Raw genomic sequence first — 12,205 nt, 5'->3', positions numbered from 1 at the left:
GGCAGGACCAGCACTATGCCGAGCTGATGGCGTTGCGATCCTCTGCTGTCCCGGAGGGCGGCAGCCACGGTGCGCCGTGGGCGCGTACACCTCAAGGCTCAGATTGTTGCGATCCTCTGCCGTCCCGGAGGGCGGCAGCCACACGTCGGCGTCCGCGCTGAGCGTGGCCCAGTGGACGTTGCGATCCTCTGCCGTCCCGGAGGGCGGCAGCCACCTGCTCGACCCCGAGACGCTCGTCACGATGGACGTGTTGCGATCCTCTGCCGTCCCGGAGGGCGGCAGCCACGTTCACCGCCGCGGCGTTCGCGCAGCACACCTCCAGGTTGCGATCCTCTGCCGTCCCGGAGGGCGGCAGCCACCGCCGGGCAGCAGCCCGTGGTTCGCCGCAACGCCGACGTTGCGATCCTCTGCCGTCCCGGAGGGCGGCAGCCACTACCAGAGGGATCTCTGGCAGCACGAGATGTACCGGTTGCGATCCTCTGCCGTCCCGGAGGGCGGCAGCCACGGTACTTGACCAGCACAAGCTGGCCCTGCCGGCGGGCTTCTACGGAAGGGCGGGGTGGCCAATTCGACTGATACCGAACATTCTGCTTAGGTGCGATCCGCGTGTCGCGTGCATGCTTGAGGTTCCGAAGCAAGCTGTTGGCCCCCGCACCCGTAGACGCCTCGGAGGGACCAGGGTCTCATCGAACGACGTCTCGCACCGACACGGGCGGGTAGTCCACCTGTAGCGCCTGGCCCCCGTCCCCGCTGCTCGGCGATACCGGCGCGACGCCCGTGCTCAGGAGGCTATCGGGCCGAGGATGGCAGCGCGGGCGGACCAGGCGAGTGCGCTTTGGGCCCGGAGCGACAGGCCAAGGCGGTTCCAGTGGAAGAGCACGTGGTAGCTGAGCACCTCGCGCAGGCCACGTTCCAAGGTCCCCTGCTGGACGGACTGGGCGAGGGAGAGGCCCGTGTCGCGGAAAGCTGCCGCCCATGCTGTCACCGGGCGCAGGGGGCCGGCGTGAGTAAGAAGGGCGGCGGTGTCCGCCAGGAGCAAGCTGCGGATCTCGGCGGTGCGGGCGTCGAGCACTTCCGGCGGGACGTCCGTGAGGCTGGAGCGGTGGTCGGCGGTGATGACGCGGTGCCAGACGTCGCCCTGCTCGTACCATTCGAGTCCGGCGGCGCGCATCAGGATCGTGCAGAGCAGGACGGACAGCTCTCGGCGGCCGAGCGCGAGAGTGCCGTGCTGCGAAAGACGCTGGATCTCACGGCTGTCGGCGACGAAGAGCCCGTGGGCCGCCGACATGCCCGCGGCGCCGCCGAACGCGGGCGTCTCCGGCTCGTAGATCCCCGGCCACCAGCGGTGCAGGTGGCCTTCGTCGACCAAGCGGTCAAGGCCCGCGCGGACGTAGGGCAAGGCAGCGAACCGATGCTGCTCCCGGAGGCGCAACCGCCAGCAGGGATACTTCCGCGTGTACCACCAGCCGTCGATCGCGTCCCCTGCCTCCGCGGCGAGCAGGAGCGGCAGAACGTGTTCGATGAAGGTGCTGTCGGCCTCGGTCCAGTCAGCGAAGTGCAGGTACGCGTGCCACCACGACGCCTGCCCTTCGTCTCCGACCCCGGAGGGCTTTTCGGCAAGCGGATCTCTGGACGCGACCGCGAATCCGGCACGCGCATTCGGGCCTCGCTCGGGACGGGTCAGTCGATCAGGAGACATGCGTCCCATCCGGTGCTCGGGGGCTGCTGGGTGGCAAGGGTGGACAGGGCGAGCGCCGTCCCGGCGGCTCCGTTGAGCAGCCCCGGGTCGGCGGGTCCGTGCTGGGCGTGGGCGAGGAACGCGTTCCCGAGCGGTCGCAGCAAGCCGCACAAGCGCTCGTCGAGCGCGTCCGCAGCGGCGCGGCTCGCGGTCTGGTAAATGCCGGCCCACCCGTGGCAGAGCCCGGCGTCGGTGACGTTGGCCAGTTGGGCGGGATCGCTCAGGGCCCGGTAGAGGGCGTCCTCGTAGGCGCGCTGGAGTTCGGCGTCATGCAGGGCGATACCGGCGAGCTGCCCTGCTCGCGCGATGCCGGTGGTCCCGTAACACCAGCTGGGGCGGGCACTGCGGTGCCGATGCGGCACCCCGCGATCGAGGTCCCGGCGGGAAAGGTGCTCGGGCCACCACGGGCCGGCCTCGCTGTCCTGGCGCCAGGAGTCGAGGTGGGCGCAGATGGCGCGTACGGCGTCGCGGTGCCCCTTGACCTCGACGCCTCGCCTCAGCGCCTGGGCGAGCAGGAGCAGCGGGCCGGTGATGCCGTGTGCTGCGCCCAGGTTGGCGTGTCCGCCCGGATAGTGCGGGGAGTTGCCGCGCTGCGGGTCGTGCCGGACCCACCATCCCGGGAGTTCGCGGCCCTCCGACGTCAAGGGGCGCGTCAGGAGGACGAGGTAGCGGAGGACGCGGTCGAGCGCGCTGCTACCGGGGTCCACGCGTAGGAGGTACGCGCCTATGCCGGTCATGCCGTAGAAGAGGTCGTACTCGGCGAAGGTGGGCAGGTCGCCGCGCCGGATACAGGCGAGGGCGGCGTCGGTACGTCGATGGGCGAGTGCCAGAACGTGCTGGTCGAGGGTGCGCCGGGCTCGGGCGTAGAGGTGGTCGAACTCGGGCGGCACGGTGCTGAGGAGGAAGGCGACAGCAGGTGCGCCGAGGAAGAGCCCGGCGGTGTCCGCGGCGCTGACCTGACCGGATGCTGCGGCGGTGATCCAGCGGTGGGCGGCGTGCCAGGGCCGCGCGTGGCGACCCGAGGACTCCACGTGGAGGAGGGCTGTTCCGGCTGCTCCGTCGGCGAGGGACTGCTCCGCCCCGGGATGGTCCGCAGGCGCGGGCTGATCCAGACGGTGAGCGGTCTCTAGCAGTAGGTCCAGAGCGCTGATGGCGGGAGCGCTCATCGGGCCGTCCTCTGCCGGGACAGCCCCGCCGTACGGGTCAGCCGAAGGGTGACCGCCTCGGCAGCGGGATCGGCGCCGAGCGCCCGGACGTGGTGTTGGTGGGCCAGAGAACGAGCGGCTCGCAGCGGATCGGTGCCGCCCAGGCTGGCCCGGTACGCCGTCAGGGCCGCGGCGCGGTCCGACCACGCTCGGAGAACCGCCTCTCCCCCGCGACGTCCGGCCAGGACGTCCGCAGCGCCCGGCGAGGAGAGGCCGAGCACCTCGTCCCGTAATCGCGGGTCCAAGCGTCCCGTCGCTCGCGGCAACTGCTCGACGACCCAGTTCCTCCCCTCCGTCGGGGAGGGCGCGAGGTGCTCCGCGAGATCCAGGACGGCAGCCGCGGCAAGCGCCTGCCCGTGCACGGAACCGTCCTGCTCGGCAAGGCAAATCTGCGCGAGCGCAGCAACGGAATCGGCGGCGAACACGCGCTGCGCAGCCTCCATGGCCTGGCCGTGTCCGAAGCGGCCGGTCTGCGGGCGGTAGTCGGTGAAAGTCAGGCCGGCCACGAGGCGTCCGCGGTGAAGAGCGCCGGCCCAGTCGTGCACGTCCTCGGCGACCGCGGCGTACGTACCGGGCATGAAATGGAGCACGAGGTCGAGGTACTGGTCGGCGTCCGGGCGGGCGGTCTCGCGGTGCCGGGTGAACCACCAGGAGGACAGGAGGTCTCCACAAGCCGCGAGCAGGGCGGGAAGGTGACGGGTCAGGATCTCGTCGTAGCGGGCGGGGTGGGCACGCAGCCGGGCGTACAGCACGCTTCCCGCTCCCGGAAGGTGAAGCGGCGCGGGTTCGGATGTGGCGGACGAGACGGTGAAGCCGTCCCGCTGCGGGGCGGGGTCGGCCCGGCGGAGCGAGACCCAGATCTCGTGCGCGCGTCCGATCCAGCCGTAGGCGTCGGCGCCGGGAGCCTCGCGCAGCTCCAGCCGTCGGTGCTTGTCGAGTTCGGAGCGCAGCAGGCGGCGGTGCACCGGATGTCCGAGACTGACGGGGAGGCGTTGGTCGTGCTCGACCAGACTGACGTCGTCCGGCACGCGCAGCCGCGTACGCCACGCTTCGAACGCCGCGTCCCACGCCGTCTGGGCGACGCTCTGGCCGGGGAGTTCATCGGCCGCGATCAGCCAGCGGGCGGGGGCGAGAACGGTGCGGCGGTAGCGGATCCGCGGCAGGTACGGTAGGTGCGATGCGACGCCGAAGTCGAATCCCCGGTAGGCGGCGTAACGCGCACCCGCGATCTCGGCGAGGAACCGGGCCAGCGCGGGTGTCTGGGCTCCGGCCTCAAGAGCGTGCAGGACCCGGACGTCGAGGCGGCGGCCGGTCGACAACTGGACGACGAAGAAGTGGCGGGCGTCAGCCGTGACGGCCACGTCATCAAGGCGGATCGCTCCATGGTCACCGGTCGGGGGCTCGCCCACGGCGAGGACGTCCGGCAGCAGTCGTGGCGTGCGGACGACGTTCTCGTTGCGCCGTTTGCGAGGCGGAAAGCTGAGCTGGACCGTGAGCGCGTCGGGGTCGGTGCGGTAACCGGCTGCCAGCGCCTCCTGTTCGTCGGGTTGCAGGAGGTGGGCGAATCTGCCGGCCATGCTGCTGGCCGGCCGCGGAGCGGCGGTGAGGACGAGGGCGAAGGCTCCTCGCGTGACCGCCTCGCCCGTGGGGGCGTGGATCTCGAAGGCGGTCTCGATGCGCGGAAGGAAGTGCGGCTCGGTGCCGGTGGCGTCCGCGAGGTCGGCGACCAGTTGGTCGGTGAGGACCAGTTCACTCGCCCCGTCCCTCAGTACGGGTTGCAGCAGCGCGAGCAGCAGCTCGTCCCGCTCCGTACGGAGACCGGGCGGCCGGATACGTTCCGCCCCGAGGAATGCGGCCGGAAGGCCGAGGCCACTGTCCGCGACCAACTCCAGCACGGGCACGCGGGCACTGACGCCGTACCGAGCACGGAAGCGGCGGTGGTAGTCCCGCCAGTGCGGGTGACCGTACGGCTGCAGGGTGGTCCGGTAGAGCGCGGTGACCGCCGCCTGCGCCTCCTCCATCACCCGCGCGGGTATGCGCACCTCGCAGTCGAGGGCGGTGTCGACCACCAAGGGCGTCGGAGTCGCGTCGGAGAGGGCGCGCATCTTCGCCGTGGCTCGCTGCGCCGTGTCCGCCGCGACGGTCGAGGGCTGGACGGCGATCTCGTCGCGGATGTCGTACAGCTCGGCAACCAGGTCGCGGACATGGGGTATGCCGGTCGCGGACAGCCGCTCCAGCTCGGCGCACAGGTGGCCGAAGGCGTCCGTCGTGGTCATCGGCGCCCACAGGCTGGTGAGGAGGATCTGCTGGTCGATCAGGCCGGTGAGCAGCTCGTCGATACGCTCGTCTGCCGCACGCGGGAAGGCCGCGCGAAGACGGGCGTGCAGGTCGGAGTACACGATCGGTTCACGGGCGGCCTCGACGGCCGCGGTGACAGCACGGGAGTTACGTACGGACACCTCGATCGGCGCCATGAGGTGGGCGCGGGCGTCGGCCGACGGTCCCGTGGCGACCAGTCGGTCACCGCGCGGGCGCGCGGTGTTGTTGGCCACGACGGGCAGCCGTCTCAGCAGTTCCGGGTGCCGTTGAAGGCGCAGGACGAGATCGGTGACCCACTCGGCGTCCGCCCGCATCAGCACCCGGTGCTTCTCGCGCCAATGGGCGTCCGCGGTGGTCCCGACCGCCACGGCCGCCGTCCCGGCGAACAGCCCGAAGGGAGTGGCACGGTTCTGCCACCGCAGCAGGTAGGACGCGACGGACAGCGCCACTCGCCGGACCTGGCGGGGTCGCGCCTCGTGCCCGTCAAGGACTGCCTGCATCGCGTCCGACAGCCCGGGAGCGGCGATGCGCAGGGCGTTCCGGAAGATCGGCTGCTCCCAGCTCCGGCGCATCCAGGGGCGGACCACCGCCGCGTCCTCCAGGTTGAGCGTGACGGTTAGGTCAGCAACGCCGGAGATGGTGGTGGCTCGTAGGATCGCGGGTCCCTGCCAGCTGTAGCGGAGGGCGGATCGGGCCATGGGCTGCTCCCTTCCCGTGCGGCTGCGAAGGTGGCCGCCGGGCCGGACCGACCGCTCGTCGGGCCGACCCAACGGCTGTGCAAGGGGATCAGGCGGGGTCGTCCACCGACGACGCGCAGGCGGAAGCGCCGTTGGAACAGGTGCTGCCGCAGCCGTCACCGGTCGAGCACTGGAGCTTGCCGTGCGGATGGGTGGCGAGGACGACCCGCACGTCGAGCGGGGCGAAGTCCTCGTCGTCCGTGGCCGTCGGCGCGGGGGCCGCGGCGAGGGCGGAAATGCTCATGGTGGTGCCCTTCTTTCCGTTGTGGATGGTGCGGTGACCTGGCCGGCGGCTACTCGGCGTCGGGCCAGGAAAGCGAGATCCGGCTGTGGACCTTGTCGATGACCCGGTCGCCGGAGATCCGGTCGTCGGGGGTGCCGGCCGAGTAGGCCCGGATGACCGGGCCGGGACCGCCCCGGTGCGTGACGGCCCAGCCGCGTACGTGGTCGGCAACGGTCTCCGCGAAGGCGGCGGCGTCCGGGCCGAGCGCGTGGACGCCGAACTCGACGTGCCCGCCGTCCTCGGTACGGCGGTGCGTGAGGTAGGCGAAGGTGCGCCCGGCCCCGTCCACGGCAGCCAGGGAGAAGCCTTTGTTGGCAGGGGCGACGATCCCGGAGTCGAGGTCCGAGTCCACGGCCATGGTGCAGAAGCCGGGCAGCGCGATGGCAAGGTGCATCTGCAGGGTGTCCAGCGGTTCGCTGACGCCGATGGCCACTCCGGTCCAGATCTCGACGCGGGGGAGGGTGACGGCGTTGTCGAGCAGGCCCGGTTCCGAGGGCAGGCCGTCGTCGAAGCGCAGCCCGATCTCGGCCGTGCCGGCGACCAGGAGCAGGTCCTCCCGGTGGGCGGTGGCGCCCTGCATCGGGACGAAGCCGCAGATCTTCGCGGACTCGCTCTCCAGATGGCCGTCCACGCTGACGAAGGCGACGGACCGTGTCAGCCCGCGCATCCGCAGCGGCACCACCAGCCGCCCGCCGGGAACGAGCTGGTCCGTCCACGCGGGCGGGATGTCCCAGGCCCCCGCGGTCACCAGCACGACGTCGACCTGCCCGAGTCCGGGGATCGGCTCGGCGGCGTCGGCCGTCACCACCGTGACCCGGCCGTATCCGTGGTCGTCCAGCAGACGCCTGGCCTTCTCCGTCACGCTCGGGTCGATGTCCACCGTGGTGACATGCCCTTCGGGGCCGACGAGTTCGGCCAGATAGGCCGCGTTCAGCCCGCCCGACCCGATCTCCAGCGCCCGCATCCCCCGGCCGATCCGGGCCTGTTCCAGCATCAGGGCCTGGACCTGCGGGGCCGACACCGAGCTGAGCTGGATCCCGTGCTCGTCGGTCTTCGTGATCACGGCGGTGTACGGCTGGTAGGCCTCCTCCAGCGTGGCCTCCGGCGCGAACGCGTGACGGGGGACGGCACGCATGACGGCTTCGACCTCGGGAGAGCTGATCCACCCCGCGGCCCGAAGCGTGTCCACGACGCTGTTCCGCAAGCGGGTTCCCTCGTCGGGCTCGACGGCCGTGTTGCTCATGAGGAGGAGTCCCTTCCCTCGTACGTGCTGTGCGTGTGCGAACAAGAACTGGCGCGGTGGGGCTCGGGTTCTCCGGTGAAACGAGCACCGGTGGCCGGGAGGCCTTCAGGTGTCCGCTGCTGCTCGGCTCACGTCCGGTGAGCCCTGCGTACTCGTCGCTGCGGACGGTCCGGCCCGGGTGGCGGCACCCGGGAGCAGGTCAGGGCGACTCGCTGCGCGGGCAGCAGCCCCTCCTTCCCTCGCGCGGCAGATGCTGACGCTACGAGAGGTTCGGCTGGGCTACCCGGACCGAGAGTCCGGGTAGCCCAGCCGTCCGGGTCCCCGAGCGGACCTCAGGTCGGGTCGTTCACCGAGAGGGACGAGATCATGTCCGCGAGCTGCTCGTCGTCAGTGAGATCGGGGACCACGTACGCGGCCCCCGCCGCGCGCAGCTCTGCCGCGGAGGTACGGCCGGTGGCTACGGCGATGACCGGGACTCCGACGGCCCGTCCGGCCCGCACATCGGCGGACGTGTCGCCGACGACCACGGCGTCGCGCGGTTCCACCGGGAGGCCGAGGTACGCCGCGACCCTTCGTAGGGCGGCACGCACCAGGTCGGCGCGCTCGTCGGCGTCCTCTCCGTATGCGCCGACCTCCCAGGTGATGTGGCGGTCCAGGCCGAAGGTGGCCAGCTTGATCTCGGCGACGCGCCGGACGTTCCCCGTCACCACGGTCTGGACGATTCCGGGATCCGCGGCCAGCCTGTCCAGAACGGCTTCCGCCCCGGCAAGGGCCAGGCCCCGGGACCGCAGCTCCTCCGCCGCGGTCGCGTGAGCGTCCGCCAGCGCCGCCGCGAACCGCTCGAAGTCGGCCCTGTCCGTTCCCAGCCCGTGCAGCTTCGCCGTCTCCCGGAAGATGACCGCTTCGGTGATACCGTCCACCGTCGCCTGGCGGAGCATCTCCCGCCCGGTGACCGCACGGAACGCCTGAGCGGACAGCTCCCTTCCCACACCTCGGGTGTCCACCAGCGTATGGTCGATGTCCCACAGGACGACCTGCCGCCGTGCCATACGCCACGACCTTCCTCGTCAATTGCCGCCGGAACGACCGACCATGGGAGCCGACACATGGAGCCGGATCTCCCTCTCGGCCAGCGTATTCGCGAGCATCGCGAGCGGCAGGGCAGAAGTCAGGCGGTCGTCGCCGGCCTCTGCCGGATCTCGGAGGACTACCTCTCCCGCATTGAGCGCGGCAAGAAGACGCCCACGCTGCCCGTCCTGCTGAGCATCGCACGCGAGTTACGCGTCCCCGTGGCCGTGCTGCTGGGCGAACCGTCCGATCCACGGCCCCGCGCCGACGCGGCATGCGCGGACCGACGCGTCGCCAGCGCCCTCCTCGGCCACGTGGAGGATCCCGGCCGTCCACCCTGCTCGCCGGCGGCCCTGCGCACCGCCGTCGAACGCGTCTGGCGCACCTGGGAGACCCACCCCGAACGCTTCTCCGCGGCTGCCGACGCACTTCCCGGCCTGATCCAGGACGTGAACGCAGCACTCCACCGTCATCGCTCGGACGCGGACGCCGCCGCGCGACGGGAAATCCAGCGGTGCGCAGCGGACATGTACTTCATGCTCCGCTCCTACTGCCGCAGGACCGGCAGAGCCGACCTGTCGATGATGGTGGCCGACCGCGGTCTGCGGGCCGCCGAGGAAGCGGACGACCCGATCCGCATCGCGGCGGCCCGGTGGAATCTCGGCCACATTCTTCTCGGCACCGACGAGCCGGAGGCAGCAACGGATGTTGCCCTGCTGGCCGCCGAGGAACTGGGCCCGAATCCGCAAGGCGAGGCCGCGGCCATGGCGGGCGCGCTGCAACTCGTGGCAGTGGTCGCCGAAGGACGCCGGAAGCGGTACTGGCCCGCCCGTGAGCGGCTCACCAAGTCGGCCACGCCGCTGGCGGCATCGGTCGGCGACGGCAACGTCCACCACACCGTCTTCGGCCCCACGAACGTCCAGCTCCACGCCGTCTCCCTCGACACGGAGGCCGGCAACTCCCGAGCCGCCCTGGCCCTCGCGGACCAGATCGACACGTCACGTCTCCCCCTGGAGCGCCGATTCACCTTCCAGCTCGAGGTCGCCCGCTGCTGGGACCTGCTACGCGAGGACGCCGCAGTCCTGGTCCACCTGAGCGACCTGGCAGCCGTGGCGCCGGAAGACTTCGCCCGCAACCCGATGGCGATACAGATGGTCACCGACCTGCGGAAGCGGGTGCGCCCGACGTACCGCAAGCAGGTGGTCGGGCTGGCCGAGCGGGTCGGCATTCGCTGAGATCGGCGAGGTGGGACGCGACCCGGCCGGCTGCCGAGTCGAACTACGGTGCCCGACGGCGTTCGGGCTCGGTTCGGGGCGCAGCACAATCCACCGCTGCTCCGAAGGGCAACAGCCACTTTCCAGGCCAGTGACGCAGTGCTGGGGCCAGGCAGCGTTGCGATCCTCCGCCATCCCGAAGTGCGGCGGCCACTGCGTGCAGCTGCGGGTCGTCGTTTCGGCTGGTGTGCTGGGCGTTGCGATCCACCGCCGCCCCGGAGGGCGGCGGCCACGATGCCGTCGACAGCGGTACGTCCCGCCGGTCAAGGTTGCGATCCTCCGCCGCCCCGGAGGGCGGCGGCCACGGTCAGCCGGTAGGAGTGGTGCGGGGCGCCGAACGCGTTGCGATCCTCCGCCGTCCCGGAGGGCGGCGGCCACCCACACCCGCGCCGCGCTCCACGGGGTCACCCAAGGTTGCGATCCTCCGCCGTCCCGGAGGGCGGCGGCCACGTTGTCCTCCAGCGCGGTGAAGCTCTTGGTGAGCTTGTTGCGATCCTCCGCCGTCCCGGAGGGCGGCGGCCACTACGGCGCGCGGGCGCGCTCGCGGCACCAGTCCAGGTTGCGATCCTCCGCCGTCCCGGAGGGCGGCGGCCACGGTACTTGACCAGCACAAGCTCGCCCTGCCGACGGGCTTCTACGGAAGGACCGGGTGGCCAATTGGTCACGCAACGGACATTCTGCTTCGGTGCGTGGCTTTGTTCACGACTGTCGACAGCAGTTGTTCACCATCTCGGGAGGCAGGCGGATCGGACCTGGGCCCATGTTCATGAGAACGGGAGGCACCATGTCGTCCGGCCTCCTTGGGTCACCACGCTCCGTCCACGCCCCCGGTCACGGCCCTTCCGCCGACCGTTGGATCGTCCTCCAGCGCGGGGCGTCGTCATCCGGGACGTCCGGAGACGCGAAGTGGAAGGGCACCTGGAGGTGGCCGGCCAGCGCCCGGCCGGCCTCGGCGGCAGCAGCGCCTGGCGGAGGGCTGTCAGATCGGCGGTAGACGGTCGCCAGGTGGCCTTCCCCCTCCGGGGCGTCCAGGACCGCGACCAGGAGCACGAACCAGTCGTGGACTGTATCGCCGTCCCAGAGCGCCTCCACTGCTGCCACACGGCCGGGAAGAGTTGCCGCCCGGGCTGTGAGCGAGGGCAGGTCCAGCGGATCGGGCGGCGTGTGCTGCACGCGGTCGCCGAGAGCCGCGTATCGCGTGTGGACCACCCGCTCGGCTTCGTGCAGGCCGACCCCCAGGGGGCGCAGCGCCTCCCAGACGGACCTGACCGCCGACAGTCGGCGGTCGCGCAGCACGTCGGCATCGACCTCACGGCAGGTCCGTTCGTCCAAGTAGGCCCACCAGCCGCTCACTGGGTCACCTGCCGGGATCTCAGGGTGCGCGTCATAGGTTCGAACGTACGCCAGGACTCAGTGCCCGCCCCGGCCGCCCTCTCGGTAGTGCTGTCCAATCTCGTGAACATTCCGCCCCGGTCTCGTGGGCTTCCCGCCGCCGGAACCGGCGTCGAAGTGCTGTCCGATCTCGTGGACAAAGCCAGGTGCGACCCGCGTGTCGCGTGCATGCTTGAGGTTCCGAAGCAACCGGCCCTCCGACTCGTCGCCTGCCCGACTGGCGCCGAACGAACCAGTTGGCGATCGCGGGCTGCCCGCGCGGCGAGACCCGACGTCATCTGGCGCCCCGTCCGGCCACCGCTGACGAAGCAGCTCGTAAATTACCCGAGAGGGACCTCGGCGAGCGTGGTCCACTCGTACATCTGGTGGTCGCGGTGGATCACGATGAGGTCCGCGTGGGTGACCAGAGCCTTCGCCGGAGGGATGGCCGCGGCCTCGATCGCCTCGGCGTAAGGCGCGGCCGGGCCCTCGGCGTGGCTGTACCCAATGCTGACGTGCGGGTTGAAGCCGTCTGCGGGCTCCGGAACCTCCGACAGCACCTCGGCGATCGCCAAGCGCAGTTCCTGCCGGAGCCGGCGGACGGGCTCTGCCGGGACCACGGGAACGAGGATCGCCTCCGGATCGACGATCGGAGCCGCGAGCGTGACGCCGAACGAGTGCAGAGCCGCCAGCCGGGGGCGGGCCGCGGCGGCGATCGCCGTAGCCGTCTCCTCGGGGACGTCGTCGGTGAAGCCGACGCCCTGCATCGTCAGGTGCAGCCAGCGGTCGGGGATGAGGTCCAGCCCGGGAAGCCCGGACATTGCCCGACGGTAGCCGTCGGCGAAGCGGTGGACGTCGTGCTGACCGTCCCAGGTGAGATGCCAGGTGTAGAAGCGACGGCCCACGTCCCAACCGGGCCGCCACCACCAGTGGTTGCGCATCGCCTGAGGAGTCATGACAGTCGATC

General features: G+C 71.3%; 9 protein-coding genes and 2 CRISPR repeat arrays (1 of these 11 only partly in view). Of the genes, 1 reads left to right on the top strand and 8 read right to left on the bottom strand.

The features are described 5' to 3' along the window. Positions 1–505: direct repeats of the CRISPR family, unit length 37 nt; unit sequence GTTGCGATCCTCTGCCGTCCCGGAGGGCGGCAGCCAC (it extends 410 nt beyond the left edge of the window). A gap of 276 nt (positions 506–781) precedes the next feature. The 6 genes from ACH4SL_RS24335 to ACH4SL_RS24310 form a co-directional block, all read right to left on the bottom strand. After that, on the bottom strand, positions 782–1,699 hold the full coding sequence (locus ACH4SL_RS24335; RefSeq protein WP_398449002.1) for a thiopeptide-type bacteriocin biosynthesis protein: 918 nt from the start codon (positions 1,697–1,699) through the stop codon (positions 782–784). Continuing rightward, the gene (locus ACH4SL_RS24330; protein ID WP_398449000.1) at positions 1,681–2,769 is read right to left on the bottom strand and encodes a lanthionine synthetase C family protein; all 1,089 of its coding nucleotides are present in this window, start codon (positions 2,767–2,769) and stop codon (positions 1,681–1,683) included. Before ACH4SL_RS24330 ends, ACH4SL_RS24335 begins: the two co-directional genes overlap by 19 nt. A 131-nt stretch (positions 2,770–2,900) precedes the next feature. After that, positions 2,901–5,960, bottom strand: a complete 3,060-nt coding sequence (locus tag ACH4SL_RS24325) for a lantibiotic dehydratase (protein WP_398448998.1) — start codon at positions 5,958–5,960, stop codon at positions 2,901–2,903. An 88-nt stretch (positions 5,961–6,048) separates the two neighbouring features. Then, complete coding sequence (gene fxlA / locus ACH4SL_RS24320; RefSeq protein WP_398448996.1) at positions 6,049–6,243, bottom strand: FxLD family lanthipeptide; 195 nt, start codon at positions 6,241–6,243, stop codon at positions 6,049–6,051. A 49-nt stretch (positions 6,244–6,292) separates the two neighbouring features. Then, a complete protein-coding gene (gene fxlM / locus ACH4SL_RS24315; protein ID WP_398448992.1) occupies positions 6,293–7,525 on the bottom strand; it encodes a methyltransferase, FxLD system in 1,233 nt (410 codons plus the stop codon). A 332-nt stretch (positions 7,526–7,857) separates the two neighbouring features. Then, positions 7,858–8,574, bottom strand: a complete 717-nt coding sequence (locus tag ACH4SL_RS24310) for a haloacid dehalogenase-like hydrolase (RefSeq protein ID WP_398448990.1) — start codon at positions 8,572–8,574, stop codon at positions 7,858–7,860. 57 nt (positions 8,575–8,631) lie between these two features. Between ACH4SL_RS24310 and ACH4SL_RS24305 the strand changes: the two genes are divergently transcribed. Beyond that, positions 8,632–9,828, top strand: coding sequence for a helix-turn-helix domain-containing protein (locus ACH4SL_RS24305; RefSeq protein WP_398448988.1), 1,197 nt, complete (start codon positions 8,632–8,634; stop codon positions 9,826–9,828). Between the two features lie 156 nt (positions 9,829–9,984). Further along, a CRISPR array of direct repeats spans positions 9,985–10,462; the repeat unit is 37 nt; unit sequence GTTGCGATCCTCCGCCGTCCCGGAGGGCGGCGGCCAC. A 236-nt stretch (positions 10,463–10,698) separates the two neighbouring features. On the opposite strand, the gene ACH4SL_RS24300 is transcribed toward ACH4SL_RS24305, so the two are convergent. Both ACH4SL_RS24300 and ACH4SL_RS24295 read right to left on the bottom strand, forming a co-directional pair. Beyond that, a complete protein-coding gene (locus ACH4SL_RS24300) occupies positions 10,699–11,220 on the bottom strand; it encodes a hypothetical protein (RefSeq protein WP_398448986.1) in 522 nt (173 codons plus the stop codon). 359 nt (positions 11,221–11,579) lie between these two features. Beyond that, entirely contained in the window at positions 11,580–12,194 is a 615-nt protein-coding gene (locus tag ACH4SL_RS24295) for a 2'-5' RNA ligase family protein (protein WP_398448984.1), read from the bottom strand. Positions 12,195–12,205 lie beyond the last annotated feature (11 nt).

It is taken from the genome of Streptomyces sp. NPDC021020, assembly GCF_044333285.1.
Taxonomy (GTDB): domain Bacteria; phylum Actinomycetota; class Actinomycetes; order Streptomycetales; family Streptomycetaceae; genus Actinacidiphila.
This window is presented reverse-complemented; position numbering and strand designations above follow the sequence as displayed.